Below are 26,903 nucleotides of genomic sequence, written 5' to 3'. Positions count from 1 at the left end.
TCCGGACGGCCGGCGGCGGCGCCCGCCGCGCACCGGCGGCCCCGCCCGCCCCTGCCGCCCCTGCCTCCCCGCGAGCGGCCGGCCGCGACGCGCCGGAGGGCCGTGCGCTCAGGCCGCGACGTCGAGCCGCTGGGCGGTGAGCCGGGGAGCGCCGTGCCGGTGCAGGCCGGCCAGGCCCGCGGCGAGCCGCCCCGGGTCGCCGGCCAGCCAGAACCGCAGCGCGGCGGCCAGGGCCGCGCTCGCCGTGCCGACCCGCAGCCCGCTGACGGCGGCGATCCGCTCGCCGACCAGCGGCAGCAGGTCGGCGACCGGCGCCGGCAGCCAGAGGGTGACCGCGCACGGGGCGGGGCGGGCCAGGACGCGCAGCAGCTGCGAGAGCCCCGGCTGCCCGGGGGCGCCGGCCGGCCCGGCCTCCAGCGGGAGCACCCGGCCGGCGGGCAGCACCGCGCCGGCGGGCAGCACGGGCAGGACGTGCAGGCCGGGGATGGCGTCCAGCAGACCGTCCACGACCACGTCCGACACGTCGGTGCCGTGGCCGCGCGCGAGTTCGCGCAGCAGGGCCCGCTCGGCGGCCGTGATCCTGACGGTCAGCATGACTTCTTCGCAGTCCATGGTCCCAGTTCCCGTCCAGAGCGTGGAGGTGTGCTCGTCCGTTGTCGGTCGTGTACCGGTCAGCCCGTGCCGGTGATTACCTGCCCCTCAGCGGGCTCCCGCTATCGGCGTGATCAAGCCATAGTGGCCGTCGTAACGGCGGTAGAGCACCCGGCCCCGGCCGTCGCCGGGATCGGTGTGGAAGACGAACGGCCAGCAGGTGAGCCCGAGTTGACGGAAGGCCTCGGCCGGCTCCAGCCGGGGCGCCGGGTGCGGGCTCTCGGTGAGCGGCAGCTCCGTGCCACCGAGCCGGACCGCGGAGTGCGCCCGGACCAGCCGGAACCCGCCGTCGCCGGGCCTGCGGTGGACCAGGCCGTCCTGGCCGGTCAGCGCGTCGGTGAAGAGGTGGAACCGGTAGTCCAGCGCCAGCATCTCGCGGATCGCCTGCTCGGGCGTGCGCAGGGCCGGCCGCACGGACTTCCGCCGGACGATCCTGCGTTCGGCCGGCGGACGCGGCGCGTACTGCGGCCGGTAGGAGCTCTCGAACGCCGAGGCGAGCCCTATGCCGCCCAGTTCGCGCAGCCGCCCGGCGCGCCCGGCGAGCGTGCCGAGCGCCAGGTCGACCGCCTCGCGCACCGTCACGGTGGCCAGTTCCACCCGGACCCGGCCGACATCCGCGAGGTCCACGGAGGCCTGGGCGACGGAGGGCCGGGTGACCGAGCGGTCGCGCGGGCGGGTCAGCCGCAGCCGGGCGGCGTGCACGTCCGGCCCGAGGTCCGCGATCAGCGCCAGCGCCCGGGTCCGCGCGTACTCCGCGTCCTCGCGGGGCAGTTCGCCCCGGATCTCCACCCGGAGGTCGAGGGCGGGCCGGTGGCGCAGACGGGTCATCAGAGGGTCCTCCTTGGTCCTGCACCATGCTGGACCCGCGCGCACCGCGGCGCCGAGGGCCGAAAGGCCCTGCCGGCCAGGCAGGACGGCCCCGGCCCGGCCTCGCGCCGGACCTCGCGCCGGGCGCTCCGCGGGGTGGCCCGGCCCGGTGCGCGGACCGCTCGGGGCGGCGTGCCTTCATCGGGACGCGCCGCCCGGACCTTGAGGACACTCCACCGATGGAGTGATCCATCCGGGTACGGCGCAACGCTCACGGGACCGGCGCGTTTCCCATGGCGTGCGCCCTCTGTCCATGGCGCGCGCGGGGGTCTGCTTCCACAGGCCCCCGGATCCCGGCCGGCGTGGCGGCGGCTCCCGTGGTAGCGCGGCGCCGGGTCGGCCGACCGGTCCGACACCCGGCCGGTGACCCCGGACCGTCCCACCGGTCCGTCCCCCCGGTCCATCTGGTGAGAGGTAATGTCATGATCCTGACGAACGAGACCCGCAGACCGTCCGCCCCGCCCAGAACCGCCTCCGCGGAGCGCCGCCCGGCCGTCCCCCCGCTGGCCCCCGGCGCCGTACCCGGCCTCGGGCACGCCCCCGCCCTGCTGCGCGACCCGCTCGGCTTCCTCGGCTCGCTCGCCCGGCACGGCGCGGTGGTCCGGATCCGGCTCGGGCCGCGCACGGTCTGCGTGGTCACGGACGCCGGGCTGGTCCACACCCTGCTGGTGTCGCTCGCCCACGACTGCCCGCGCGGCGCCGTCCAGGACACCCTCAAGGCCGCCTTCGGGGACGGCCTGCTGATGTCCGAGGGGCGTGCCCACCGCGACCGCCGCCGGATCATCCAGCCCGCCTTCGGGGCGGACCGGATGGCCGAGTACCTCGCCGTCATGCACCGGGTCACCGAGGAGCGGGCCGGGCGCTGGCGCCCCGGCCAGGTCCTCGACGTGGCCAAGGAGATGAACCACCTCGCCCTGGAGATCGTCACCCGCGCCCTGTTCGACGCCCGGCTGAGCGAGGAGGCCACGCTCGCCTTCCACCGGGCCCTGCCCGACATGGTGAAGGGCCAGATCGTCCAGTCGCTCTACCCCCACCGGGCGTTCGCCCGGCTCCCGCTGCCGGTCAACCGGCGCTTCGACGCGGCGGTCAGGGTGCTCAACGAGGTCGTCGACCAGGCGGTCGGCGGCACCGTCCGGGACGGCGGGTGCCCGGTGACCGGCGCCGCCCGGCGCGGCGCCACCCTGCCCGCGCTGCTGCGCGCCGCCGTCGACCCCGCCACCGGACGCCCGCTCACCGAGGCGGACGTCCGCTCCGAGGCGATCACCATGTTCGGGGCCGGCACCGAGACCGTCTCCACCACGCTCACCTGGCTGATCGACGAGCTGGTCCGCCACCCCCGGGTCGAGGCGCGCGTCCTGGCCGAGCTGGACGAGCACCTGCCGGCCGGTACCGTGCCCACCCCGGAGGCGCTCGCCCGCCTCGGCTACACCCGCGCGGTCACCCAGGAGGTGGTCCGGCTGCACGCACCGAACGCCTTCCTGATGCGCACCGCGAGCGTCCCGGTGGAGCTGGGCCCCTACCTCGTCCCCGCCGGCACCGAGCTGCTCTACAGCCTCACCGCGATCCACCGCGACCCCGCGCTCCACCCCGAGCCGCTGCGCTTCCACCCCGGCCGCTGGTACGGCGCCGACGGGGCACAGGGCCCGGCCGGCGGCGGGGGCGTCGCGCGGCAGGCGTTCCTGCCGTTCGGCGCGGGCAAACACAAGTGCATCGGCGAGGCCTTCGCCTGGGCCGAACTGACCGTGGCGGCCGCCGCCATCCTGCGCCGCTGGCGTCCGACGGCCGTCCCCGGCGTCCGGGCCCGCGAAGTGGTGTGGACGACCGTCCAGGCACAGGGCCTGCGGGTGCGGCTCACGCCGCGCGGGGGGCGCGCCCCGCACGCCGCCGGACCGCGCCGCACGCCGTCGGCGGGCCACGACGACACACCCGCCCCGTGCCTGCCGGTCGCCCGTCCGCGCCAGTCGGACGCGGCCGGGCGCGGTCCCCGCGGGCCGCGCGGGCCGCGGCCGGGCGAGGGGTGCCCGCCGGGCGGCGGCGCCCCGGCCGGTGTCCCGGGCCCGTCCGGCGCGTCCGGCGCCGCGACCGGCTCCCGCTTCTCGGGTTCGGTCGTGCTCCCCGCGCAGGCCTCACTGGCCACCCGCCGGTCCGCCGCCACCGAGGGGCCGCGCCCGACCGCCCTGCGGACCGCTCCGCGCACGGTCGCCCGCACCGCGTCCCGCAGCGGTGCCACCCGCACCACGCGCCCGGCCACCCACCTGGGGCCGCTCAGCACGATCGTCCCGGTCACCGCCCTCGGACCGGTCACCGCCCTGCGGCCCGTCACCACCCTCCGGCCGGTCACCGCCCTGCCCCGGCCCGCGCCGCCGGTCCACCCGGAGGCGCGGCCCGCCCCGGCCGTCGGGCGCGCGCCCGACGCACTGCGCCCGCAGGGCGAACCGCGCGCTCCGAGCGAGCTGCGCGCCGCCACCGCCCGGCACGGCGAGTGGGCCCTGGCCCACGGTCTGCTCGCCCCGGAGGACCTCGCCCGCTACCACACCTACGCGCTGCCCGAGCTGATCGGCCACGCGTACCCCCGGGCCCGCGGCACCGAGCTGGACCTGCTGATCGACACCCTCGGCTGGTTCACCATCCTCGACGACCGCTTCGACGGGCCTCCGGGCCGCGATCCCGCCGAGGCCCGCGCCATCGTCGAACCGCTGCTCGCCGTGCTGGCCGGGCGGCCGGTCCCGGCGGGCACGCCCCAGCCGCAGCTGCTGGACGCCTGGCGGGAGCTGTGGCAGCGCCAGACCGCCCCCATGCCCCCGGGCTGGCGGCGGCGCGCCGCCGCCGAATGGCACTCCTGTCTGGAGACCTTCCTCGCCGAGACGGCCCACCGGGCCGCCCGCACCCAGCCCGACCTCGCCGAGACCGTGCGGCTGCGGCGCCACGCCAGCTGCCTCTACCCGTTCATGGACATACTGGAGCACGTCCACGGCGGCGAGGCCCCGGCCGAGCTGCACGCCGACCCGGCCCTGCACCGCCTGCGCGCGAACACGGCCGACGCGGCGACGCTGATCAACGACCTCTACTCGGCGGACCGCGAGGAACGCCAGAACGTCGCGGCCTTCAACACCGTGCTCACCCTGCAACGGATCCGCGGCTGCACCCGCAGCCGGGCGGCCCGGGCGGTCGTGGCCCGGATCGCCCGGCTGACGGCGGAGAGCGAGCGGCTGCGGCGCAGTCTGCAGCTCCGGCACCCGGCGGGCCGCTGGTACCTCGACGGCACCCGGGAGCTGGTGGAGGGCGTCCACACCTGGACCAGCACCAGCCTGCGCTACAGCACGGAGGACGGCCCGCGCTGACCCGGACCGGCGGCCGGCGGGCCGCAGCGCAGCGGTCCCGGCCACCCGGCCGGGACCGTTCGCCGCGAGCTCACCGCGGGCCGGGCCGCCGGGCCCCGGCCCCCTCCGGCCGTTGACGTGCAGCGCGGCCCGGCGGCGGTCACCACCGCTCGCGCACGGTCACTTCCGGCCGCCGAGGGCGAACAGCAGCAGCACGAACCCCGCGAACAGGTGCGTGGCGAAGATGTAGATGCCCGCCCGGATCAGCATGGCCCTGCGCCGCGCCTTCTCCTCCCGTGTGGCCTCGGCCTCCCGGCCGCGTCCGCCGGTGGTCTCACTCATGGCCGGGCACTCCTTCGGTCGACGGGCCGGTCATCGGTCGCCCGCGGGCGCGGCACCGGCGCCCGGTGCCCGCAGCTCGGTGAGCAGCGCGCCCTGGTCGGCGATCAGCTCGGTCAGGATCCGCCGCGCGGCCCGCAGCAGCTCGGCGACGTCCGGCGTGCTCAGGGCGTAGACGACGGTGTTGCCCTCGCGGGTGGCCGTGACCAGCTGGGTCCGGCGCAGCACCGCGAGCTGCTGGGAGAGGTTCGAGGGCTCGATCTCGATCGAGGCGAGCAGCTCGCGCACCGGGCGCGGCCCGTCCTGGAGCAGCTCCAGGACGCGGATGCGCACCGGGTGCCCGAGCGTGCGGAAGAACTCCGCCTTCGCCTGGTACAGCGGGACCGGCATCGTCCGTCTCTCCCCGTGCGTCGCTGGGCGGGCTCCGGGTCGGCCCGTTCGGCGGGAAGCATCATCCTTGCAGATGAAGATTTCTTCAAGTCGTCACGGACGGAACGGCCTCCCGGGCCGCTGCCGCCCGGGAGGAACGGAGGGGTCCGGGGATGGCGCAAGGATCCGAACAGCTGGTGATCAGACCGGAAACTGGCCTTCGCCGACGCGATCAAGGCCCCCGACCGCGTCCCGCCCCGGGCTACTCCCCCAGCGGCAGCCGGCCCGCCCCCAGCAGCCGGGCGCTCTCGATCGCCATGTCCGTGAACGCCAGCGCATCGGCCCGCCGGACGAACGGGTTGGGGTAGAACGAGCGGCGCCGCCGGCCCTCGCGGATCCGCAGGCACTCGTCCAGGATCCGGTGCCAGCGCTCGTCGAACACCGCCCGGGCGTACTCGCCGGCTCCGCGCTTGGAGGCGATCCGCCCGGTGGCCAGCGTGTAGTGCAGCCGGCTCACCCCGAGCACCGCCCGGACCGGCGCCCGTTCGTTCAGGCAGGCCAGCCCCGGCCGCGACGCCAGCCGCGAGGAGCTGCGCCACCACGGGCGCCAGTGCTCCTCCAGCCGGCCGAGGCTCCAGACGGCCAGTTCCTCCGGGTCCGTGTGGATCATCAGCTCCTGGGCGCGCGGCCCGCAGAGCGTGACGCCGTGGCGCGCCAGCGTGTGCCAGAGCACCGGTGTGCGGCCGGATCCCACCCGGTGGCGCACCGTCCCCCCGCGCACGTGCGGCCCCGGGGCCGCCTGCGCCGGCGGGCCCGCCAGTTCGTGCCAGGTGAGGTAGGGACCGTCGAACACGGGGCGCGGATGGCGGAGCGCGAGCCGGGCGTGCGCGCGTTCCAGTGCGCCGAGTTGCCCGGCCGTCACCGGGTCCGCGGTCACGGCGACGAAGTCGAGGTCGCTCCGTTCCGGGTGGAAGTCGCCCAGGGCCATGGAACCGACCACGTACAGGCCCTCGACCAGTCCGGGCGCGGCGGCATCGACCAGGGCCAGGTAGGCGTCGGCGATCTCGTGTACGAGAGGGTGCACAGTCACGGCGGCAAGCCTGCCACCAGGATGACCCTCCGTGTCCGCTCGTTTCCCCGACGAAGCGGCGCGTGTTGATGGCCCGTGCACCCTCTTCGCGCCACCCTCGCCCCCTTTCGCGCCACCCCTGCGCCACCCTCGCCGGTCCGCGCCGGCCCCGGCCGGAGACCACCGCCCCGCCGGCCGGAGGACCGCCTCGGCGCGACGGGACGGGCGGCCGGGCCGTCCTCAGGAGGCCGGCAGGGAGCTGCGCAGCGCGTCGACGCGGTGGACGGCCTCGGTGAATCCGGCGGTGTCGAGGCGGCCGCTGTCGAGGGCGGTGGCCAGGGCCTCCACGGCGGCGTCGCCCTGCTGGAGGTCCCGGCCGGAGCAGAGCACCAGGTCCATGCCCGCCTCGGCGGCGGCGACGGCCCGGTCCCCGGCGTCGCCGAAGGCCGCCAGGGCGACGGCTTCGAGGGCGTCGGTGATGGTCACGCCGCGGAAGCCGAGCCGCTCGCGCAGTTCGCCCTGGACGACGGCGCGCGAGAGCCCGGCGGGGCGGTAGGCGTCGAGGGCCGGGTAGACCGCCCAGGAGGCCATCACCAGCCGGACCCCGGCGGCGATGGCGGCCCGGTACGGCTCCTCGCCGCGCGCCCGCAGGTCGGCGAGCGGGACCGGGAGGACGACGGAGCTCGCGTCGGTGTTCTCCTCCCGGGCGGCGGCGCCGAGCCCGGGGAAGTGCTTGGCCGTCGCGGCGACGCCCAGCTGCTGCTGGGCGGCGAGGTAGGCCGAGCCCAGTTCGGCCACCGTGTCCGGATCCCGGCCGAAGGAGCGTTCGAAGTGGTCGATGAAGTTGTCGGGCGTGTCGAAGACGTCGAGCACCGGCGCCAGGTTGACGTTGAGACCCGCCCCGCCCAGGGTGCGGGCCGCTCCGGCGCCGGCCTCGGCGGCCGCGCCGGCCGGATCGGCGGCCAGGCCGATCTGCTTGGCCGAGAGGTCCGGAGCGCCGGGCAGCCGGCGGACCTTGCCGCCCTCCTGGTCGGTCATCAGCAGCAGCGGCGCGCCGGTCGGCGACTCGGCCGCCGCCTGCCGCAGCTGGGCGACGGCCGCCTGGAGCTGGGGCAGCGAGGGGACGTTCTCCTTGAAGAAGATGACACCGGCGGCGCGGCCCGCGCGGATGGTGGCGAGCAGTTCCGGCGGCGGGGTGGAGCCGCGGTAGGAGTAGATGACCCGGCGGCCGGCGAGCTGGAGCGCATCGGTGGTGGGCACGGGCGTCGTCCTCTCCGTGGGGGTGGGGTGGACCGGGTCCGTCGTCGCGGGCCCGGTGTGCTGTCCGGTGGCGCCTCCCGGGCCCTGCGGGCCGGACGGACCGGCCGGCCCGGGAGGACCGGACTGGCCGGACGGGGCCGGCTGACCGGACGGAGCGGCCGGGGCCAGGGCGGAGAGCAGCAGGGCGAGGAGCGCGACACGGATCGTTCGGCGGGACATCGGCATCCGGCCTCCCTCGGTCGGTCGGGGTCCGGGCGGTCCGGGAAGCGGCGCCCGGGGAGCCCCGGGGCGCCCGCCCGCGACGGCGGGGCGGGTGCGGTGGGGTCGACGGGTCCGGCCGTCGGGCCGGCGGTCACCCGGCCGGGGCGAAGGGCCCCTCCCGGATCACGCGGGTGGCGCGCGGGTGACACCAGCAGCCTCACCCCGGAAGCGCTCCCCCCGCCTCCCGGAGCAGCCGTCCGAGGACGGCGACGCCCTCCTCGATCTCACCGGGCGCGCCGGCCGCGTAGCCGAGGACGAGCCCGGGCGGGTGCGGCAGCCGGGCGTGCCAGGACAACGGCTGGACCTTCACCCCATGGGCGAGCGCCGCCTCGGCGAGCTCGGTGTCCGTGCAGGTCAGACCGGCCGGGAAGGTGACCATGAGGTGCAGCCCGGCGGCCGCGCCGTGCACGACGGCACCGGGCAGGTGGGCGGCGACGGCGGCGGTCATCGCGTCGCGGCGGCGCCGGTGGCGCGGGCGCAGCAGCCGCAGGTGGCGCTCCAGTGCGCCGGAGTCCATCAGCCGGGCGAGGACGAGCTGCGGCAGCGCGGCGTTGCCGAGGTCGTCGAGCCGTTTGGCGTCGGCCAGGAACTCCCGGTAGCGGGCGGGGGCGAGCATCCAGCCGGTGCGCAGGGCGGGGGCGAGGAGCTTGGAGACGCTGCCGAGGTAGAGGACCTGTTCGGGCAGGACGCCGCGCAGCGCGGGCACCGGCGGGCGGTCGTAGCGGTGCTCGGCGTCGTAGTCGTCCTCGATGACGAGCCCGCCCTCGGCCGCCCACTGGAGCAGTTCGCGCCGCCGGGCGCCGCCGAGGACGACGCCGGTGGGGAACTGGTGGGCGGGGGTGAGCAGGACGGCGCGGGCGCCGGTGGCGCGCAGCGCGTCGACCCGGATGCCCTCGGCGTCCACGGGGACCGGCGGGGTGGCGGTGATCCGGTGGCCGAGGTGCTGGCGGGTGCCGAGCGAGCCCGGGTCCTCGACGGCGACGACGTCCAGGCCGTCCGCGCGGAGCACCTCGCCGGCCAGGGCGAGTGCCTGGGCGGCTCCGGCCACCACGAGGACGTCCCCGGGGTCGGCGCGGATGCCCCGGTTGCGGCCGAGCCAGTCGGCGACGGCGCGGCGCAGCGCGGGGGTTCCGCGCGGGTCGCCGTAGCCGAAGTCCCGGGCGGCGAGGTCGTGGAGGACGGCGCGTTCGGCGCGCAGCCAGGCGGCGCGGGGGAAGGCGGCGAGGTCCGGGACGCCGGGCGAGAGGTCGATCGCGGCGGGGGCGGCGCGCAGGGCGTCGAAGGTGGCCGGGACGGGTGTGCCGGCGAAGGGCGACCGGGGCGGTGTCCCGGCCGGGGGCGCGGGCGGGCGGGCGGACGGGCGCGCGGACGGGGACACCGGCGGGCGCACGGGGGCGGCCGGTCGCGCCCGGGCGGGGACGGGGGGCGGCGCGAGCGGGTCGACCACGACGGTGCCGCCCCTCCCCCGGCCGGCGACCCGGCCCTCCTCGGCGAGGCGGCGGTAGGCGTCGGTGATCACGCCGCGCGAGACCCGCAGGTCGGCGGCGAGCAGCCGGGTCGCGGGCAGCCGGCTGCCGGCCGGCAGCCGTCCGTCGGTGATCGCCTGCCGGAGCCGCCGGGCCAGCCAGTCGGCGAGTCCGCCGACGGGGGCCTCGCCCGGGTCGAGCTGGAGGAAGTCGGCGCCTCCGGTTGTGGACCTGCCGATCGGCCGCCCATTGGACCTGTGCACCGGTCCATTGTGCCGGGAGGGTGGGCGTCATGACCACGAGCACCCCGCAGCCCACCGCAGTCCGCGCCGGGACCGGCCTCGGCCACGGCTATGTCCACGGCTACTCCCCCACCGAGGCCCGGCGCCTCGGCGACCAGGCCGACACGCTGGCCGGCCTCGTCCACACCGGCACCGCCTACCCGCCCGGCAGCCGGGTCCTGGAGGCCGGGTGCGGCGTCGGCGCGCAGACGGTGCACCTGCTGGACTCCAGCCCGGGCGTGCTGCTGACGGCCGCCGACATCTCGGCGGACTCGCTCGCGAAGGCGCGCGCCCGGGTCGCCGCGCACGCGCCCGGCGCTGACGTCCGCTGGCACCACGGCGATCTGCACCGGCTGCCCTTCCCCGACGACTCCTTCGACCACGTGTTCGTCTGCTTCGTCCTGGAGCACCTCGCCGATCCGGCGGCGGCGCTGGCCGCGCTGCGCCGGGTGCTGCGCCCCGGCGGCACCCTGACGGTGATCGAGGGCGACCACGGCACGGCCTGTTTCCATCCGCTCGGCCGGGCCGCGCAGCGGGTCGTCGACCACCTGGTCCGGCTCCAGGCGGACGGCGGCGGCGACGCCCTGATCGGCCGGCGGCTGTACCCGCTGCTCGGCGACGCCGGCTTCCGGGACGTCGCGGTGGGCCTGCGCACGGTGTCGGCGGACGGCGCCCGCCCGGCGCTGGTCGAGAGCTTCACCCGGCGCACCTTCATCGCGATGGTCGAGGCGGTGCGGGCGGACGCGGTCGCGGCCGGACTCACCACGGCCGAGGAGTTCGACCGCGGTGTCGCCGAGCTTCGCCGCACGGCGGAGCCGGGCGGGACCTTCCACTACACCTTCTTCAAGGCCGTCGCGGTCAACCCCTGAGCGGCCCGCCCCCCGGCCGCCCGCGCTACTCCGAGTCGTCCCCGAGGGTGCGGAGCACCACGCGCAGGGCGTCGATGAACGCAGCGGTCCGGGCTTCGTCCAGCCCGGCCAGGATGCGCTCCTCGGTGGCGAGGTGGTCGGGCAGGGCGCGGTCCATCAGGGCGTACCCCTCGTCGGTGAGGGCGACGTCGCGGCTGCGGCCGTCGGAGCCGCTGGGGGTGCGGGTGACCAGGCCGCGCGCCTCCAGCCGGTCGAGGCGCTGGCTGATCGCCCCGGAGGTGACCATCGCGGAGCGCATCAGGCCGGTCGGGGTGAGGCGGTAGGGCGGTCCGCTGCGGCGCAGGGTGGCGAGGACGTCGAAGGAGGCGAAGTCGAGGTCGTGCCGGGCGAAGGTCTCCTTCAGCTCGGCGTCGACCAGCCGGGTCAGCCGCTTGAGGCGGCCGAGCACCTCCATGGGGGAGACGTCGAGGTCCGGACGCTCCGCGCCCCACTGCCGGACCACCCGGTCCACATGATCTTCGCGTTCTGCCATGACTCCACCCTAAACGATTCCTTAGCGGTGAGGTACCTCACAGCATCCACCGCCCCACCCCCTGTCCAGATTCCTTAGCACTGAGATACATTGGCTTAGTGCTAAGGAATCGACTCGCCCTCGTGCTGATCACCGCCCTCGCCCCCGCCCTCTGGGGCTCGACCTACCTGGTCACCACCGAGCTGCTGCCGCCCGGGCGCCCGCTGCTCGCCGGGGTCCTGCGCGCCCTGCCCGCCGGACTGCTCCTCATCGCGTTCACCCGCCGCCTGCCGAAGGGAAGCTGGTGGTGGCGCTCGCTCGTCCTCGGCGCGCTCAACATCGGCGTCTTCTTCGCCCTGCTGTTCGTCGCCGCCTACCGCCTGCCGGGCGGGGTCGCCGCCACCGTCGGCGCCGTCCAGCCGCTGATCGCCGCCGGCCTCTCGGCCGCCCTGCTCGGCGACCGCCTCTCCCTGCGCACCCTCCTCTCCGGCATCGCCGGCGTGGCCGGCGTCAGCCTGCTCGTCCTGCGCGCCGACGCCCAGCTGGACGCCCTCGGCATCGCCGCCGCGCTCGGCGGCGCGGTGGTGATGGCGACCGGTGTCGTCCTCTCCAAGCGCTGGACCTCGCCGGCCCCGCTGCTCGCCACCACCGGCTGGCAGCTCACCGCGGGCGGACTGCTGCTCCTGCCGGTCGCCCTGCTGGTCGAGGGGCCGCCGCCGTCCCACCTCACCGGCGCCAACCTGCTCGGCTACGGCTATCTGAGCCTGATCGGCGCGGCCGTCGCGTACGCGCTCTGGTTCCGCGGCATCCGCGCCCTGCCGCCCACCTCGGTCACCTTCCTCGGCCTGCTCAGCCCGGTGGTCGCCACCGCCCTCGGCTGGCTCGTCCTCGGCCAGGACCTCGCGCCCGTCCAGGCGCTCGGTGCGCTGATCGTGCTCGGCTCGCTGGTCGCCGCGCAGACCCAGCGGGCGCGCACCCCGTCGAAGGTGGTCACCGCGTCACCCGCCGCCGGCCCCGCCGACGCCCGCACCCGCCAGAACGCCTGACCGGTCCGGCCGCCCGGCCCCCGGCAGTCCACTCCCCCTTCCGATCCACCGTCAGGAGAACCCCCATGCGCATCACCGTGTTCGGCGCGAGCGGCAACGTCGGCAGCCGGGTCGTGGCCGAGGCCGCCGCCCGCGGCCACCGGGTCACCGCCGTCCTGCGCGCCCCCTCCCGCCCGCACCGGTTCCCGGCGACGGTCGGAACCGCCACCGGTGACGCCCGCGACCCCGCCGACGTCCGCCGCCTCGCCGCCGGGCAGGACCTGCTGGTCACCGCCACCCGGCCGGCCCCCGGCCGCGAGGACGAACTGGCCACCGCAACCAAGGGCGTGCTGGCGGGCCTGGCCGGAACCGGCGTGCGGCTGCTGGTCGTCGGCGGCGCCGGCAGCCTCGTCCTGCCCGGCGGGAACGGTGTGACCCTCGCGGACTCCCCCGGCTTCCCCGCCGCCCTGCGCCCGATCGCCGACGCCTGCGGCGAGCAGCTCGCCCTCTGCCGCGCGGACGCCGAGGTCGACTGGACCTACCTCAGCCCGGCCGCCCTGCTCGAACCGGGCGAGCGGACCGGCCGCTACCGGCTGGGCCTCGACGAGCTCGTCACCGGTCCGGACGGCACCTCGGCGATCTCCATGGAGGACTTCGCCGTCGCCCTCCTCGACGAGGCGGAACGGCCCGCCCACCGCCGCACCCGCTTCACCGTGGGCTACTGACACCCCCCGGGGCGGAAGGTCGGCCCCGCTCCGGTGTCACCCGGACGGGGGACGTTCCTGCAGCTGACGCCCGGTCAGGGGTAGCTCCGGCGCCCAGGGAAAGACGGGTGTCCACTGGATCGACCACGACCGGTCCACGGGCCAGGATCGACGGCATGACCGTACGCATCATCACCACCGCCCCGATCGGCCCCCGGCCGCCTGCGCTCCGCCGGCGCCTCGTCCTCCGCCGGCGCCTCGCCACCCTGTTCGCCGACCCGCTCGGCGCCCTGTTCGCCGTCCCCCTCGGCGCCCTGTTCGCCGTCCTCGCCCGAGGGGCGCCGGCCGGGCCGGGGCCCGACCCGCTCCCCCGCTTCCGCGCCCTGCGCGGCTCGCGCCCGGTGACGGTCACCGGGCACGGCGCGGCGTGTCCCCCGCGCTGCGGACGCGGCCGTCCGCTGCGGAGTCCTCCCCCCGGAGGACCCCGCGGCGGACGGCCCGGGCCGAGGACCGGCGGGCCCTCGGCGGATCGGTGGATCAGCCGGTCAGGGGCGGTCGAGGGTGATGGAGTTGATCGGCGTCAGGTCGGCGTAGACACCCGTCTGGGGGGCGAGGTCCTCGCCGCAGCCGGTGCCGTTGGAGCCGGTGCACAGGTGGGCGTGCGCGCCGCCGGACTGGTTGTTGAGCACCCAGTGCGAGCCGTACTGGTTGCGGAGGTTGTGGGCGCCGTAGCTCCAGAAGACATCGGTCGGCGGCCGGCTGGTGTCGGCATCCCGGGGGTAGATGCAGACCGCCCCGTACGGGCAGCCGTCCCAGGAGCCGTCGGCGGCCCGGGCGCCGGAGGTCCCCATCGTGGTGGCCGCGGCGGCCGCGAGGGCGAGCGCGGCGGCGGCGTGCAGGATCTTGCGCATGGTGGTGCTCCTTCAGGTGCTGGTCCGGCCTGCGTCCGGCCGGTGCTCAGCAGCGTAGGAAGGCGCCGCCCGCGGCGGTCCCTGACGGATGACAGGGGGCCGGGGCGGGCCCGGCCCCGGGGGTCAGCGCTGTGCGGCGAAGGTGTCGCAGCGGGCCGGATCGCCGGTGCGGTAGCCGGTGGTGAACCACGTCCTGCGCTGCTCGGAGGAGCCGTGGGTCCAGGTGTCCGGGTCGATCCGGCCGGTGGCCTGCTTCTGGATCCGGTCGTCGCCGACGGCCGCCGCGGCGTCCAGGCCCTGGGCGATGTCCTGGTCGGTGAGGGTGCTGATCAGGGGCCGGCCGGTGGAGGCCTGCGGGGTGGTGGTGGCGTGGTGGGCCCAGACCCCGGCGTAGCAGTCGGCCTGGAGCTCCAGCTTCACCGAGGCGCTGTCCCGGCCCTGTCGGTCCTGCCCGACCTTCTGCATCGCGCCGGTCAGGTTCTGGATGTGGTGGCCGTACTCGTGGGCGACGACGTACGCCTCGGCGAACGGACCGCCGCGCGCGCCGAAACGGGTGGACAGCTCGTCGAAGAAGCCGAGGTCGAAGTAGGCACGCCGGTCGCCGGAGCAGTAGAACGGGCCGACGGCGGAGCTCGCCGCGCCGCAGGCGGTGGAGACCCGGCCGGTGAACAGGACCGTCTCGGCGGGCCGGTAGGCGACGCCGGAGCGCGGCAGCTGGCCGCGCCAGTAGTCCTGGAGGCTGTTGGTGACGGCGACGATCCGGCAGTCCTGGCGGCGGTTGGCGTCGGCGCCCTTCTTGCAGGCCTGCTCGACCTCCCCCGCGCTGGTCGAGCGGTCGGCCCCGGCGTTCGACCCGCCGCCGTCGGAGAGCCCGAGGATGCTCGGGTCGACGCCGAAGAGCACCGCGATCAGCACGGCGACCAGACCGGCCGCCCCACCGCCGATGGCGACCTTCCCCCCGGGGATGCCGCGCCGGTCGTCCACCTGCGAGGTGTCGAGGTCGCCCTGGTCGTCGAACTGCATGCCGGTCCGTCCGTCGTGTGCCACCGGCGCCCGCGGCCCCGGGCGGCCGGTCCCGGCCGCCCGGCCACGGTAGCCGCTCCACACGCCGGCGCCGACCAGGGACGCGCAGGTCAGCGGGCGTCTTCCGGCGAGCCGGCCGACCCCGTGACCGGCCGTGGCGACCCTGTCACCCCACGTCGAACCCGGCCCCTGCCACCGCCCCGCGCGGCGGGGCGGAACGCCGCGAACCGAAGCACCCACGAGCGCCCGACCGACGGCCCGCCCACCACGAACACAGCGCCCCCGGCGACCCCCGCCACAGCCGCCACCCCGGCGCGCCGACCGACAACAGGACCCAGCCCGGCACCCCGAGTGCTGGACCGAACGACCGGGGCCCTGCCACCGCCCCGCCGGCGAGAGGGATCACCGCGAACGGAAGCACCCGCGAGCGCCCATCCGCAGCGGCGCCGGCACCGCACCGCGGGGCGGCGGCCCGGGGTGGAAGGGCGCAGCGACAGCATGGCGGACGGGACCGCGCCGGTGACGGGGGCTCGGGTGTCCGCCGTCGCGGGCCGCCGTGGGCCGGGGCGGCGGCCGATCCACCCGTCGCCCCGGACGGCGCGCGAGGCGGGCCTGCTCCGGGGTCACCGGCGGGCCGGCGGCTACGGTGGCGGCCATGATCACGCATCTGGTCCCCACCTGGGAGGTCTCGGAGAGCCGGGGCGTCGAGACCGCCTGGATCGAACTCGGCGACGGCAGCCTGAGCGCCCGCGGGCGCGTGGCCGGCCTGGTGCCCGCGCCGTACTGGCTCGACTACGAGCTCGACACCGGCCCGGCCTGGACCACCCGGCGGCTCGCAGTCCGGGCCTGCTCGGCGGAGGGCACCCGGGAGCTGGAGCTGCTGAACGACGACGGGCGCTGGACCGTCGACGGCCGCCACCGGCCGGAGCTCGACGGGGCCCTCGACTGCGACCTCGGGCTCTCCCCGCTGACCAACGCCATGCCGGTGCTCCGTCACCGGCTCCACCGGGAGCCGGGACGGCACGACTTCCTGATGGCGTGGGTCCGGGTGCCCGACCTGACGGTGCACCCGTCGCGCCAGAGGTACACCCATCTGGGGCCGGCCGGGGAGGACGAGGGCGCCGGTGCGGCCGCGAGGGTCCGGTACGAGTCCGGCGGCTTCCTCAGCGATCTGCTCCTCGACCGGCACGGCCTGGTGCTCGACTACCCCGGCCTGGCCCGCCGGCACGGCTGAGCCGTCGGCCGGCGGGCCACCTCGGGGTGGACCCGCCGGCCTGGCCCGCCGCTCGCTAGTGGGCGGCGCCGGCCGGTGCCGGGGCGTACCCGGCCGGGCGGGTGGTGAACGTGCCCCGGCCCCGGGTGCGGCTGCGCAGGGCCGTCGCGTAGCCGAACAGCTCGGCGACCGGCACGACCGCCGTCACCACCGCCGTCCCGCCGCGCGGGGCCGAGCCCTGGACCCGGCCCCGGCGCGCGGCGAGGTCACCGAGCACGCCGCCCACCGCCTCCTGCGGCACGGTCACCGTCACCTCGGCGACGGGCTCCAGCAGCACCATCCGGCAGGCCCGCAGGGCCTCGCGCAGCGCCAGCCGCCCGGCGGTGCGGAACGCGAGCTCCGAGGAGTCCTTCGGGTGGGTGGCGCCGTCGGTCAGGACGACCCGCAGGCCGGTGACCGGGTGGCCGCCCAGCGGGCCCTCGGCGAGCGCGTCCCGGCAGCCCGCCTCGACCGCCTGGACGTACTCCTTCGGCACCCGCCCGCCGGTGACGGTGGACGCGAACGCGAAACCCTCCCCCTCCTCCTGCCCGGCCGGACCGTCCAGCGGCGCCACGTCGAGCACCACGTGGGCGAACTGGCCGGCGCCGCCGTCCTGTTTGACGTGCCGGTGGACGTGGCCGGTGACCCCGCCCCGCACGGTCTCCCGGTGGGCGACCTGCGGACGCCCGACGGTCACCTCGCAGCCGAGGGAGCGGCGGATCCGCTCCACCGCCACCTCCAGGTGCAGTTCGCCCAGCCCGGACAGCACCCGCTGTCCGGTCTCCGGGTCGGTGCGGACGACCAGCGACGGATCCTCCTCGGCGAGCCGGGCGAGCGCCAGGGCCAGCCGCTCGGTGTCGGCCGACCGGCGTGCCTCGACCGCCACCGTCACCACCGGCGCCGCCGTCACGGCCGGCTCCAGGACCAGCGGCGCGCCGGGCGCGCAGAGCGTCGCGCCGGTGCGGGCGGCCTTGACGCCCGCCACCGCGACGATGTCGCCGGCGACGGCCGTCTCCATCTCGACGTGGTCGGCCTGCACCCGCATGATCCGGGCGATCCTCTCGGTGCGGCCGGTACCGGCGTCCAGCACGGTGTCCCCCTTGCGCAGCGTGCCCGCGTACAGGCGCAGACAGGTCAGCCGGCCGGAGGCGGTGACGTTGACGCGGAACACCAGTGCGGCGAGCGGCCCGTCGGGGTCGGCGGCCCGCTCCTCCTCCCCGGCCCGCCCGGCGCCGCGCACCGCCGGAACGTCCAGCGGCGACGGCAGGTAGGCGGTGACGGCGTCCAGCAGCGGCTCGATCCCGCGGTTGCGGTAGGCCGAGCCGCACAGCACCACCACGGCCTCGCCGCTGCGGGTGAGGTCCCGCAGGGCGGCGGCCAGGGTCGCGGTGGAGAGCGCCGAGTGTTCGACGAACTCCTCCAGGGCGGCCGGGTGGAGCCCGGCCACCGTCTCCTCCAGCAGCGCGCGCCGCCGCCCGGCCTCCGCCCGGAGGCCGTCCGGCACCGGCCCCTGCCGGAGGTCGTCGCCGCCGGGGCCGTCGTCCCAGGTCAGGGCACGCATCGTCAGCAGGTCGACCACGCCGGTGAAGCCGGACTCCCGGCCGATGGGCAGCTGGACGGCCAGCGGGGCCGGGTGCAGCCGCTCGCGGATGGAGGCGACGGTGGCGTCCAGGTCGGCGCCGGCCCGGTCCAGCTTGTTGACGAACGCGATCCGCGGCACGCCGTGCCGGTCGGCCTGGCGCCAGACGCTCTCGCTCTGCGGCTCCACGCCCGCGACGGCGTCGAACACCGCGACGGCCCCGTCCAGCACCCGCAGCGAGCGCTCGACCTCGTCGGCGAAGTCGACGTGGCCCGGGGTGTCGACGAGGTTGATCCGGTAACCGCCCCAGGCGCAGCTGACCGCCGCCGCGGAGATGGTGATGCCCCGTTCGCGCTCCTGCGGGTGACAGTCGGTGACGGTGGTGCCCTCGTGGACCTCGCCGCGCCGGTGGGTCTCGCCGGTCAGGTAGAGGATCCGCTCGGTGACGGTGGTCTTGCCCGCGTCCACGTGGGCAAGGATGCCCAGGTTGCGGACGGCGGCGATGGTGGTACGGAGGTCGGTGCTGCGCATGGCCCGGTGCCTTTCGAAGCTCTCGGGAAGAAGAGGGCAGCGCGATCGCGGCGACGAGGGCGCGTCCGCCGGAGAGCTCTGCTCTCCGGCCGGTCGTCAGGTCGTCGCACGCACCCGGTGCCGGCCGCGCAGCGGGCACCGGAGGGGCGAGGACACCAGGATCACCTCGAACCGGGACGAGGGGACGACGGCAGCGGTGCGGTGGCGCACGACCGGTCCTCCCTCGGCTCGTCACGGCGCGCGCCGCCACCGGAACCGGGCGGCGCGCCTCTGGGTGCCGAGTGTAGGAACCCGCCCGTGCCCGGGTCATCCGGTTTTCCCCACCCGGCCCACCCGGCCATCCGCCCCGGCCATCCGCCCCGGCCGCCCCGCGCCGGCCGCCCCCTTCCGCCCCGGCCGGTCCACGGCGGAGGATCGTCGGCGAACCGCCCGCACTGTTACCGTCAGACATGGGAAACGACACCAGCGGCCCCGCCGCGAACGCCGAACCACTGCTGCCCGAACCCGCCACGCCCTCAAGCCCGTTGGACATCGCCGCACTGCGCGCCGACACTCCGGGCTGCGAGTCCGTCATCCACTTCAACAACGCGGGCGCCGGCCTGATGACCCGTCCGGTGCTCCAGGCGATGACCGACCACCTGCACCTGGAGGCCACCACCGGCGGGTACGAGGCCGCCGACGCCCGCGCCGCCGAGGTCGCCGGCTTCCACACCGCCGTGGCCCGGCTGCTCAACGCCGCCCCGGGCACCATCGCCTTCGCCGGCAGCGCCACCCACGCCTACGCCAAGGCGCTCTCCGCGATCGACTTCCGGCCCGGCGACACCGTCCTCACCACCCGCAACGACTACGCCTCCAACCAGATCGCCTTCCTCTCGCTGCGCCGGCGCTTCGGCGTGCGGGTGGTGCACGCCCCGGACCACCCCGACGGCAGCGGCGTCGACGTCGCGGCGATGGCGGCCCTGATGCGCTCCGAACGGCCCCGACTGGTGGCCGCCACCCACGTCCCCACCAGCTCGGGCCTGGTGCAGCCGGTCGCCGAGATCGGCCGGCACTGCCGCGAACTCGACCTGCTCTACCTGGTCGACGCCTGCCAGTCGGTGGGCCAGCTGGAGGTCGACGTCGAGGAGATCGGCTGCGACCTGCTCACCGCGACGGGCCGCAAGTTCCTGCGCGGGCCCCGGGGTTCGGGCTTCCTGTACGTGTCCGAGCGGGCGCTGCGGGCCGGCTACGAGCCGCTGTTCATCGACCTGCACGGCGCACGCTGGACGGCTCCCGGGGAGTACCGGCCGGTCGGCACGGCGGCCCGCTTCGAGGAGTGGGAGTTCTCGTACGCCACGCTGCTCGGCTGCGCGGCCGCCGTGCGCTACGCGCTGCGGGTCGGCCCGGCCGCGGTCGCGCGGCGGACCCCGGCGCTCGCCGCCCGGCTGCGCGAGCGGCTCGACGGGCTGCCCGGGGTGCGCCTGCTCGACGGCGGCCCGGCGCCCGCCGCGCTGGTGACCCTGACGGTGGCGGGGTGGCAGGCGGAGCCGTTCAAGGCGGCCCTGGACGCCCGGGGCGTCAACTCCTCGCTGAACTTCCGCGAGTACGCGCAGTTCGACTTCGAGGACAAGGACGTCGCCTGGTGCCTGCGGCTGTCGCCGCACTACTACAACACCGAGGACGAGGTCGACGAGGTGGCCGACACCGTCGCCCGGCTGGTCCGCGGCGGCCGGGCGTGAACGGCCGGCCTCACCTCCGCCGGGACGGCATCGCAACGGCCCTCCGCACCCGGGCCCCCACCGCCCCCGCATCCCCCGCCGCCCCCGCCGCCCCCTCCCCGGCGGCGCCCCGGCCGGGCCGGGCGGGCCGGCCGAGGGCGACACCGGCCAGGACCAGCAGCAGGCCCGCGACCTGCGGCGGGCCGAGGCCCTCGCCTGCCAGCGCGGTGCCCAGCAGGACGCCGGTCAGCGGATTGAGCAGCCCGACCAGGCCGACCGTCCCGGGCGGCAGGCGCCGCAGACCGGCGAACCAGGCCGTGAAGGCCAGCGCGGTCGCCACCACCGCGACATAGCCGAAGGCGAGCAGCTCCCGCCCGGTGGGCGCCGCGGGCGGGCCCTCGACGGCGGCGGCCAGGGGCAGCAGCACCAGGCCGCCGGCCACCAGCTGCCAGGCGGTGGTGGCGAGCACGTCCGCGCCGTCCCGCCAGCGGCCGGCGAGCACGTAGCCGAGCGAGGAGACGAGCATCGCCGCCGCCGAGGCGGCCAGGCCGGGCGGGCTGACCGGTTCGGCCCGGGTCAGCAGCATCAGCCCGACCCCGCCCAGGCCCACCAGTGCGCCGAGCAGGTGGGCCCGGGCGGGGCGGGTGGCGGTCAGCATCCAGGCGAGCAGCAGCATGGCGAGCGGCGAGGCCGCCATCACCGTGGCGGCCACGCTGGTGGCCAGCGACTGCGAGGCGATGTAGAGCAGGACGAAGAATCCCGCGGTGTTGAGCAGCCCGAGCAGCGCCGAGCGCCACCACCAGGCTCCGCGCGGCCGGCGCGGACGCAGTGCCAGCAGGAGCAGGCCGGCGGGCAGGGCCCGCAGGGCGGCGCCCCAGAGCGGCCGGCCGGCCGGGAGGAACTCGCGGGTGACGTAGTAGTTGGCGCCCCAGGCCACGGGTGCCACGGCGGTCAGCAGGATCCACCGAAAACTGGCTTCCATGGAAGACAATATAACTTCCCAGGAAGCTACCGGGCTACGATGGCGGCATGGAACGCAGCGACACGGTGCACGGCGGCGGCCCGGAGCACAGCAGCACGGACCACGACCGCGGCGGCCGGAACCCGACGGATCCGCCCCCCGACCACGTCGCCCTCATCCAGGCCGAGTGGCGCCGCGAGCGGCCCGACCTCGACGTCTCGCCCCAGGCGGTGATCGGCCGGCTGCACCGGCTGGCCGGCCGGCTCACCGAGGAGCTCTGCCTGGTCTACGGGCGCTACGGGCTGGGCGAGGGCGAGTTCGACGTGCTGGCCGCGCTGCGCCGGGCGGGCGCGCCCTTCGAGCGGGCCCCCGGCGAGCTGGCGGCCCGCACCATGGTCACCACCGGGGCGATGACCAAGCGGATCGACCGGCTGGAGCGGGCGGGCCTGGTCACCCGCCGGCGCAGCGAGGCGGACGGGCGCGGCCGGGTGGTCGCCCTCACCGAGGCGGGCCGCCGGCTGTTCGACGAGGCCTTCACCGCCCACATGCGCAACGAGCACCGGTTGCTGGGCCTGCTCAGCCCCGAGGAGGCGGCCGTGCTGGAGGGCCTGCTGACGACCTGGCAGCAGCGCCTGGACCACGCGCAGGGTCCCTCGGCGAAATCCGGATGATCCGACCGGATCCCCCGCGATAGCGTCGCCGGATGACGAATCGGACCTGGGACCTCCTCCTCATCGGCGGCGCCTCCGGCGTCGGCAAGAGCCTGGCCGCCGCCCGCCTCGCGGCCGGGACCGGCGCCTTCGTCGTCGAGTTCGACGACGTGGTCGCCGCCGTCCAGGAGCTGACCACCCCCGCGCAGCACCCGGGGCTGCACCACTTCACCGACGGCGCCGCCCCGGCGCGGGAGCGGACGCCCGGGCGCGTGCTGGAGCTCCAGATCGCCACCGCCGAGGCACTGGAGCCGGCGCTGATCGGTGTGGTGCGCAACCGGCTGACCGTTCCGGTCCCCGCCGTCGTCGAGGGCGACTACCTCACCCCGGCCGCCTGCGCCCGGGCGGTCGCACTGGGGCGGGCGGCGGGGCGGGAGGTCCGGGCGGTCTTCCTGCACGAGGGCGACGCCGACCGGATCGCCGCCAACTACGCGGCCCGCGAGCCGGAGGACGGCCTGCAGACGGACCGCGCCGAGGTCAGCGCCCGGTACTCGCACTGGCTCGCCGCCGGGGCCCGCCGGCACGCCCTGCCGGTGGTCGACTGCCGCCCGTGGCCGACGCTCGCCGAGCGGATGGAGCGCGCCCTGAACGCGGACGGCGCCCCCGGCGGTCGGATCAGCGAGCAGCCGCCGCGGAAGGCCGAGCCGACGTCGCTGCCGTAGGCGTAGGCGTAGGACCGGACCCCGCCTGAGCGGGTGGGTCCGTGGACCACCTGGTTGACGACGCGGACGCGGCCGGGGCCGGGACGGCGGCGAGGACCGGGACGGCGAGGACAGTGGTGGCGGCGGTGGCGGCGAGGCCGCGGCCGCGGTGCGGATGCTCATGGCGTTCCCCTCCGATGGGGCGCGTTGAGGTGGACCGGGTCGTGCGGGCTCCACTGTGCGCCCCCGGAGCGTCCCGCGTTCCGCATTCCGCATTCCGCATTCCGCGTTCCGCAGCAGGACGGGAAATCGCGATCCCCATCGCCCTTGCCGGGACCGGTCGTTGTGTCATGTTCCCGCGACAGATGGGGCTTTTGTTCGCACGGCCGCACAGGACGGTTCACCATCACGTGGTGTGACGGTCTTTCGTGGACGATTGACTGCCGTCGGCCTGGTGATCATGCACCCGGGCCGCGCCGTTCCGCGGCGCCCCATGCCGCCGACCGCGTCCTGCGCTCGCACCGGCGGCACGCACGTCCCGTCGCAGTACGAGGAGCTGAACCACCGATGTCACCGCCCGTCACCCCCACGACGACCGCCCCCGTCACCCCGCCCGCCCCGCGCCGCCGCCGGCGCTCCGCCGCGGCGGTCGCGCTCTGCGCGCTCGTCGCCGCCGGACTGCCCGCCCTCGCCCCCGCCACCGCCTGGGCCGCGCCCGGCGCACCCGGCGCACCCGGCGCCGGCGGCACCGCCGCCGACCCCGGTCTCGTGCTCGACCGCCCCGGCGAGTCCGTCGTCACCCGGCGCGAGGTCACCCCGATCGCCCCGGGGCTGACCATGACCGACTTCGACCGGCTCGGGAAGACCGGCTGGATCCGCGGCAAGGTCCTGGTCGCCGACCTCGCCACCGAAGGCCTGAGCGTCGACTACCTCTCCTCCGGCCAGGTGACGACCCGCCAGACCGTCACCGACATGGCCCGGGGCGCCGGCGCGGTCGCCGCCATCAACGGCGACTACTTCGACATGAACGCCTCGGAGGCGCCGCTCGGCGTCGGCGTCTCGCGCGAGGGCGGTCTGGTCCACGCTCCCATCGAGGGCTGGAACCAGGCCGTGACCGTCGGCGCCGACGGCCTGGCCCGGATGGCCGAGGTGTTCCTGGAGGGCCACGCCGCCCTGCCCGGCGGCCGCGAGCTGACCCTCAACGGCGTCAACACCTACGGCCTGCCCGCCGACGGCGTCGGCCTGTTCACCCCCGCCTGGGGCCCCGCCTCGCGCGCCAAGGTGGCCGGCGGCTCGGCCGAGGTCACCGAGGTCGAACTGCGCGACGGCCGGGTCACCGCCGTCCGCGACCACCTGGGCGCAGCGGTGCCCGAGGGCGTCACCGTGCTGGTCGGCCGGGAGGCCGGCGCCCGCGCGCTGCGCGACCTCAAGCCCGGCGACCAGGTGTCCACCGGCTACCGGCCGCGCGCCTCCTTCGGCGAGGTCGCGGTGGCGGTCGGCGGCTACCAGGTGCTGGTCCGCGACGGCGTCGCCATGCGGCCCGGCGAGAACGACGGCAACGAGCTCAACGCCCGCACCGCCGTCGGCTTCTCCGCCGACAACAAGCGGATGTACCTGGTCACGATCGACGGCCGGCAGGCCGACAGCCCCGGCATCAGCCTGCCCGACCTCGCGATGCTGATGCGCGACCTGGGGGCGCGCAACGCGCTCAACATGGACGGCGGCGGCTCGGCCGCGATGGCCGCCCGGCTGCCCGGCGCCGCCCGGGCCGGCACCGTCAGCAGCCCGTCCGACAACGGCGGGGAGCGCGCCGTCGCCAACGGGCTCGGCCTGTTCTCCGCACCGGGGTCCGGCCGGGTCAAGGGCTTCCGGGTGCGCCCGGCGGAGGGTGTGGACACCGCGAGCCGGGTCTTCCCCGGCCTGCACCGCACGGTCCGCGCGCTGCCGCACGACGAGACCTTCGGCCCGGTGACCGGCAGCACCCCGGCGGTCCGCTGGGCGGCCGCCGGGAACGGCGGCTCCGGCGCCGTCGAGGTGTCCGGCCGGGGCACCGGGGCCGTCGTCACCGGCCGCACCTCCGGAGCGGCCGCCGTCACCGCCGCGGCCGACGGCGCCGAGACCGCCACCCTGCCGCTGACCGTGCTCGGCGCGCCGGTGCGGATCACCGCCGGCACCGACCCGATCGGCCTGGAGAGCGCCGGCGCCACCGCGAAGATCGCCGTCACCGGCTACGACGCCCAGGGCCACGCCGCCCCGGTCGAGGCCGCGGACATCACCGTCACCGGCGGCGCGGGGGTGGTCGAGACCTCCGCCGCCGACGACGGCTCGATCGCCCTCAAGGCGCTCGCCGACGGCACCTCCGCCACCCTCAAGCTGACCGTGGGCGGTCTGGAGAGCGCCGTCGCCGTCACCGTCGGCCTGGCCGAGAAGCCGTTCGCCGACTTCTCCGACGCGGCCGCCTGGAAGTCCGGCAACGACCGCGCGCCCGGCGGCGGCGTCGCCCCGGCCCCCGGCCACGACGGCGGCAAGGGCCTGCGCCTGAGCTACGACTTCACCCAGTCGACCGGCACCCGCGGGCAGTACGCCATCGCCCCCGAAGGCATCGTGCTGCCCGGCCAGCCGCGCTCGCTCACGATGTGGATCGAGGGCGACGGCCACGGCGCCTGGCCGCGCATCCAGTACCGGACCGCCGCGGGCGTCACCGCCAACCTGGACGCGCCGATGGTCACCTGGACCGGCTGGCAGAAGGTCGAGTTCCCGATCCCGGCCGGTGTGCAGTACCCGCTGACCTTCCAGCGCTTCCGGCTGATGGAGACCAGCGCCGCCCGCTCCTACACCGGTGCGCTCACCCTGGCCGACCTGCGGGCCAAGGTGGCACCGGACGTCGAACTGCCGGTGCGCCCGAAGGTCACCGACCCGGTGGTGCTCACCCACGGCACCGTCGACGGCAGGCCGCTGCGGGTCGCGGTGATGTCGGACGCCCAGTTCATCGCCCGCGCCCCGGAGAGCGACATCGTGCAGGCCGCCCGCCGCACGCTGCGCGACATCGCCGCCGCCAAGCCCGACCTGCTGGTCATCGCCGGCGACCTGGTCGACGAGGCGAGCCCGGCCGACTTCGCCCTCGCCCGCACGGTGCTGGACGAGTTCGACCAGCTCACCGGGCGCAGCATCCCCTGGCACTACGTGCCCGGCAACCACGAGGTGATGGGCCCCGGCACCATCGACAACTTCACGGCCGCGTTCGGCGCGACCAGCGAGGTGTTCGACGTCAAGGGCACCCGCTTCATCACCCTGAACAGCGCGCTCGGCTCCTTCCGGGCCAGTGGCTTCGACCAGATCGCCAAGCTGCGCACCACCCTGGACGAGGCCGCCGCGGACCCGTCCGTCACCGGCCTGCTGCTGTTCGACCACCACCCGACCCGCGACCCGCTGCCCGACCAGGGCAGCCGGCTCGGCGACCGCAAGGAGGCCGCCCTGGTCGAGCAGTGGCTGGCCGGCTTCCGCGCGGGCGGCAAGTCCGCCGCCATGGTCAGCGGCCACGTCGGGGCCTTCCACGCGAGCAGCGTCGACGGCGTCCCGTACCTGATCAACGGCAACTCCGGCAAGGGCCCGGCCGCCGAGCCGGACCGCGGCGGCTTCACCGGCTGGACGATGCTCGGCATCAACCCGGCGGCCGGCAAGGTCACCGACCCGTACGCGGTGCCGGACGACGCCTCGGCCTGGCTGCGCGCCGAGGTGCGGGCCCGCGCCGACGCGGTGCAGCTGACCGCGCCCGCGACGCTCGGGCTGCTGGACTCCGCGCCGGTCGACGCCACCTTCACCCAGGACGGCGAGCGCACCGTGCCGGTCGCCTGGCCGGTCACCGCCCGGTGGGGCGGGCAGGGCGTGCACATCGGACCGGCGGCCAAGGCTCCGCGCGGCGCCGTCGCCGCGTACGACCCGGCCACCCGCACCCTCACCGGCCTGCGCCCGGGCAGCGCGACGCTCACCGTCACCGTCGGCGGCGTGACGGCGGAGCGGGCGCTCACCGTCGGCTCCGTCCCGGCGTGCACCACCACGCTGCGCGGCCCGCAGAAGAAGCTCGCCGTCACCTCCGGCGTCACCTGCCTGGACGGCGCCACGGTCACCGGCCCGGTGCTGGTCCAGCCGGGCGCGGCGCTGGTCGCCCACGGCACGACCTTCAAGGGCCCGGTCTCGGCCCGCGGCGCGGCGGCCTTCGTGCTGACCGACAGCCAGGTGTCCGGCCCGGTCTCGGTGAGCGGCTCCACCGGGCAGGTCGCCCTGCTCTGGTCGACCGTCGAGGGCCCGGCCCACCTGGCGCTCAACACCGGCGGCACCGCGGTCGCCGGCAGCACGGTGCGCGGTCCGCTGGACTGCGCCGGCAACACCCCGGCCCCCGGCAACGGCGGCCAGGGCAACACCGTGAGCGGTCCGAAGGGCGGTCAGTGCAGCGCCCTGTGACGCTGCCGGCCCCCTCCTGACCCCTGGCCCGTGGGGGCCCCCCCCCCCCGGGGGGGGGGGGGCCCCGGGGCCCCCCGCCCCCCCCCCCCCCCCCGGGGCGGCCCCCCCCCCCCCCCCCCCCCCCCCCCCCCCCCCCCCCCCCCCC

At 76.8% G+C, this 26,903-nt stretch carries 21 protein-coding genes; 9 read left to right on the top strand and 12 right to left on the bottom strand.

Going from position 1 to position 26,903, the window contains the following annotated elements:
* Nucleotides 1-108: 108 nt before the first annotated feature.
* Nucleotides 109-612: a hypothetical protein gene (locus tag ACF1AK_RS10505; protein ID WP_391498359.1), complete on the bottom strand. Its 504-nt coding sequence runs from the start codon at nucleotides 610-612 to the stop codon at nucleotides 109-111.
* Nucleotides 613-699: 87 nt separating this feature from the next.
* The gene (locus ACF1AK_RS10500; protein ID WP_391498358.1) at nucleotides 700-1,479 is read right to left on the bottom strand and encodes a sigma 54 modulation/S30EA ribosomal C-terminal domain-containing protein; all 780 of its coding nucleotides are present in this window, start codon (nucleotides 1,477-1,479) and stop codon (nucleotides 700-702) included.
* A gap of 461 nt (nucleotides 1,480-1,940) precedes the next feature.
* Between ACF1AK_RS10500 and ACF1AK_RS10495 the strand changes: the two genes are divergently transcribed.
* On the top strand, nucleotides 1,941-4,859 hold the full coding sequence (locus ACF1AK_RS10495; RefSeq protein ID WP_391498357.1) for a cytochrome P450: 2,919 nt from the start codon (nucleotides 1,941-1,943) through the stop codon (nucleotides 4,857-4,859).
* Nucleotides 4,860-5,018: 159 nt separating this feature from the next.
* Here ACF1AK_RS10495 and ACF1AK_RS10490 read toward each other — a convergent pair whose 3' ends face one another.
* From ACF1AK_RS10490 to ACF1AK_RS10470, 5 genes are all read right to left on the bottom strand, one after another.
* Nucleotides 5,019-5,180, bottom strand: coding sequence for a DUF6126 family protein (locus ACF1AK_RS10490; protein ID WP_391498356.1), 162 nt, complete (start codon nucleotides 5,178-5,180; stop codon nucleotides 5,019-5,021).
* 30 nt (nucleotides 5,181-5,210) lie between these two features.
* Nucleotides 5,211-5,567: an ArsR/SmtB family transcription factor gene (locus ACF1AK_RS10485; RefSeq protein ID WP_391498355.1), complete on the bottom strand. Its 357-nt coding sequence runs from the start codon at nucleotides 5,565-5,567 to the stop codon at nucleotides 5,211-5,213.
* Between the two features lie 241 nt (nucleotides 5,568-5,808).
* Nucleotides 5,809-6,636 (bottom strand): aminoglycoside adenylyltransferase domain-containing protein, encoded by an 828-nt coding sequence (locus tag ACF1AK_RS10480; RefSeq protein ID WP_391498354.1) that lies wholly within the window; start codon nucleotides 6,634-6,636, stop codon nucleotides 5,809-5,811.
* A gap of 219 nt (nucleotides 6,637-6,855) precedes the next feature.
* On the bottom strand, nucleotides 6,856-7,875 hold the full coding sequence (locus ACF1AK_RS10475) for a glycoside hydrolase family 3 N-terminal domain-containing protein (RefSeq protein ID WP_391498353.1): 1,020 nt from the start codon (nucleotides 7,873-7,875) through the stop codon (nucleotides 6,856-6,858).
* 418 nt (nucleotides 7,876-8,293) lie between these two features.
* On the bottom strand, nucleotides 8,294-9,865 hold the full coding sequence (locus ACF1AK_RS10470; RefSeq protein WP_391498352.1) for a PLP-dependent aminotransferase family protein: 1,572 nt from the start codon (nucleotides 9,863-9,865) through the stop codon (nucleotides 8,294-8,296).
* A 29-nt stretch (nucleotides 9,866-9,894) separates the two neighbouring features.
* On the opposite strand from ACF1AK_RS10470, the gene ACF1AK_RS10465 reads away from it, so the two are divergent.
* Nucleotides 9,895-10,752, top strand: a complete 858-nt coding sequence (locus ACF1AK_RS10465; protein ID WP_391498351.1) for a methyltransferase domain-containing protein — start codon at nucleotides 9,895-9,897, stop codon at nucleotides 10,750-10,752.
* 25 nt (nucleotides 10,753-10,777) lie between these two features.
* Here ACF1AK_RS10465 and ACF1AK_RS10460 read toward each other — a convergent pair whose 3' ends face one another.
* Nucleotides 10,778-11,284, bottom strand: a complete 507-nt coding sequence (locus tag ACF1AK_RS10460) for a MarR family winged helix-turn-helix transcriptional regulator (protein ID WP_391498350.1) — start codon at nucleotides 11,282-11,284, stop codon at nucleotides 10,778-10,780.
* A 98-nt stretch (nucleotides 11,285-11,382) separates the two neighbouring features.
* Between ACF1AK_RS10460 and ACF1AK_RS10455 the strand changes: the two genes are divergently transcribed.
* The gene (locus ACF1AK_RS10455) at nucleotides 11,383-12,309 is read left to right on the top strand and encodes an EamA family transporter (RefSeq protein ID WP_391498349.1); all 927 of its coding nucleotides are present in this window, start codon (nucleotides 11,383-11,385) and stop codon (nucleotides 12,307-12,309) included.
* 65 nt (nucleotides 12,310-12,374) lie between these two features.
* Nucleotides 12,375-13,013, top strand: coding sequence for an NAD(P)-dependent oxidoreductase (locus ACF1AK_RS10450; protein ID WP_391498348.1), 639 nt, complete (start codon nucleotides 12,375-12,377; stop codon nucleotides 13,011-13,013).
* A 524-nt stretch (nucleotides 13,014-13,537) separates the two neighbouring features.
* Here ACF1AK_RS10450 and ACF1AK_RS10445 read toward each other — a convergent pair.
* Nucleotides 13,538-13,903, bottom strand: coding sequence for a hypothetical protein (locus tag ACF1AK_RS10445; RefSeq protein WP_391498347.1), 366 nt, complete (start codon nucleotides 13,901-13,903; stop codon nucleotides 13,538-13,540).
* Between the two features lie 123 nt (nucleotides 13,904-14,026).
* Nucleotides 14,027-14,926, bottom strand: a complete 900-nt coding sequence (locus ACF1AK_RS10440; protein ID WP_391498346.1) for a neutral zinc metallopeptidase — start codon at nucleotides 14,924-14,926, stop codon at nucleotides 14,027-14,029.
* 655 nt (nucleotides 14,927-15,581) lie between these two features.
* Between ACF1AK_RS10440 and ACF1AK_RS10435 the strand changes: the two genes are divergently transcribed.
* On the top strand, nucleotides 15,582-16,160 hold the full coding sequence (locus tag ACF1AK_RS10435; RefSeq protein ID WP_391498345.1) for a putative glycolipid-binding domain-containing protein: 579 nt from the start codon (nucleotides 15,582-15,584) through the stop codon (nucleotides 16,158-16,160).
* A 55-nt stretch (nucleotides 16,161-16,215) separates the two neighbouring features.
* Here ACF1AK_RS10435 and fusA read toward each other — a convergent pair whose 3' ends face one another.
* Nucleotides 16,216-18,288, bottom strand: coding sequence for an elongation factor G (gene fusA, locus ACF1AK_RS10430; RefSeq protein ID WP_391498344.1), 2,073 nt, complete (start codon nucleotides 18,286-18,288; stop codon nucleotides 16,216-16,218).
* A 449-nt stretch (nucleotides 18,289-18,737) separates the two neighbouring features.
* On the opposite strand from fusA, the gene ACF1AK_RS10425 reads away from it, so the two are divergent.
* Entirely contained in the window at nucleotides 18,738-20,006 is a 1,269-nt protein-coding gene (locus tag ACF1AK_RS10425; RefSeq protein ID WP_391498343.1) for an aminotransferase class V-fold PLP-dependent enzyme, read from the top strand.
* Between the two features lie 10 nt (nucleotides 20,007-20,016).
* Here ACF1AK_RS10425 and ACF1AK_RS10420 read toward each other — a convergent pair whose 3' ends face one another.
* Entirely contained in the window at nucleotides 20,017-20,967 is a 951-nt protein-coding gene (locus ACF1AK_RS10420) for an EamA family transporter (protein WP_391498342.1), read from the bottom strand.
* 47 nt (nucleotides 20,968-21,014) lie between these two features.
* Here ACF1AK_RS10420 and ACF1AK_RS10415 point away from each other — a divergent pair, with 47 nt between their 5' ends.
* The 3 genes from ACF1AK_RS10415 to ACF1AK_RS10405 all read left to right on the top strand — a co-directional run bounded on the left by ACF1AK_RS10415 (nucleotide 21,015) and on the right by ACF1AK_RS10405 (nucleotide 26,758).
* Complete coding sequence (locus tag ACF1AK_RS10415) at nucleotides 21,015-21,617, top strand: MarR family winged helix-turn-helix transcriptional regulator (RefSeq protein WP_391498341.1); 603 nt, start codon at nucleotides 21,015-21,017, stop codon at nucleotides 21,615-21,617.
* Between the two features lie 32 nt (nucleotides 21,618-21,649).
* The gene (locus ACF1AK_RS10410; RefSeq protein ID WP_391498340.1) at nucleotides 21,650-22,318 is read left to right on the top strand and encodes an AAA family ATPase; all 669 of its coding nucleotides are present in this window, start codon (nucleotides 21,650-21,652) and stop codon (nucleotides 22,316-22,318) included.
* Nucleotides 22,319-22,864: 546 nt separating this feature from the next.
* Nucleotides 22,865-26,758, top strand: coding sequence for a phosphodiester glycosidase family protein (locus ACF1AK_RS10405; protein WP_391498339.1), 3,894 nt, complete (start codon nucleotides 22,865-22,867; stop codon nucleotides 26,756-26,758).
* The last annotated feature ends 145 nt before the right edge of the window (nucleotides 26,759-26,903 follow it).

The sequence above is a fragment of the Kitasatospora sp. NPDC015120 genome (assembly GCF_043080305.1).
Lineage (GTDB): Bacteria > Actinomycetota > Actinomycetes > Streptomycetales > Streptomycetaceae > Kitasatospora.
Note: the sequence above shows the minus strand (reverse complement) of the source record. Positions and strands in the feature narration are given on the sequence as shown.

Coding starts and splice junctions, on each gene's coding strand:
- ACF1AK_RS10505 (WP_391498359.1), bottom strand. CDS start 612: ATGGACTGCGAAGAAGTCATGCTGACCGTCAGGATCACGGCCGCCGAG.
- ACF1AK_RS10500 (WP_391498358.1), bottom strand. CDS start 1,479: ATGACCCGTCTGCGCCACCGGCCCGCCCTCGACCTCCGGGTGGAGATC.
- ACF1AK_RS10495 (WP_391498357.1), top strand. CDS start 1,941: ATGATCCTGACGAACGAGACCCGCAGACCGTCCGCCCCGCCCAGAACC.
- ACF1AK_RS10490 (WP_391498356.1), bottom strand. CDS start 5,180: ATGAGTGAGACCACCGGCGGACGCGGCCGGGAGGCCGAGGCCACACGG.
- ACF1AK_RS10485 (WP_391498355.1), bottom strand. CDS start 5,567: ATGCCGGTCCCGCTGTACCAGGCGAAGGCGGAGTTCTTCCGCACGCTC.
- ACF1AK_RS10465 (WP_391498351.1), top strand. CDS start 9,895: ATGACCACGAGCACCCCGCAGCCCACCGCAGTCCGCGCCGGGACCGGC.
- ACF1AK_RS10460 (WP_391498350.1), bottom strand. CDS start 11,284: ATGGCAGAACGCGAAGATCATGTGGACCGGGTGGTCCGGCAGTGGGGC.
- ACF1AK_RS10450 (WP_391498348.1), top strand. CDS start 12,375: ATGCGCATCACCGTGTTCGGCGCGAGCGGCAACGTCGGCAGCCGGGTC.
- ACF1AK_RS10445 (WP_391498347.1), bottom strand. CDS start 13,903: ATGCGCAAGATCCTGCACGCCGCCGCCGCGCTCGCCCTCGCGGCCGCC.
- ACF1AK_RS10440 (WP_391498346.1), bottom strand. CDS start 14,926: ATGCAGTTCGACGACCAGGGCGACCTCGACACCTCGCAGGTGGACGAC.
- ACF1AK_RS10435 (WP_391498345.1), top strand. CDS start 15,582: ATGATCACGCATCTGGTCCCCACCTGGGAGGTCTCGGAGAGCCGGGGC.
- fusA (WP_391498344.1), bottom strand. CDS start 18,288: ATGCGCAGCACCGACCTCCGTACCACCATCGCCGCCGTCCGCAACCTG.
- ACF1AK_RS10425 (WP_391498343.1), top strand. CDS start 18,738: ATGGGAAACGACACCAGCGGCCCCGCCGCGAACGCCGAACCACTGCTG.
- ACF1AK_RS10420 (WP_391498342.1), bottom strand. CDS start 20,967: ATGGAAGCCAGTTTTCGGTGGATCCTGCTGACCGCCGTGGCACCCGTG.
- ACF1AK_RS10415 (WP_391498341.1), top strand. CDS start 21,015: ATGGAACGCAGCGACACGGTGCACGGCGGCGGCCCGGAGCACAGCAGC.
- ACF1AK_RS10410 (WP_391498340.1), top strand. CDS start 21,650: ATGACGAATCGGACCTGGGACCTCCTCCTCATCGGCGGCGCCTCCGGC.
- ACF1AK_RS10405 (WP_391498339.1), top strand. CDS start 22,865: ATGTCACCGCCCGTCACCCCCACGACGACCGCCCCCGTCACCCCGCCC.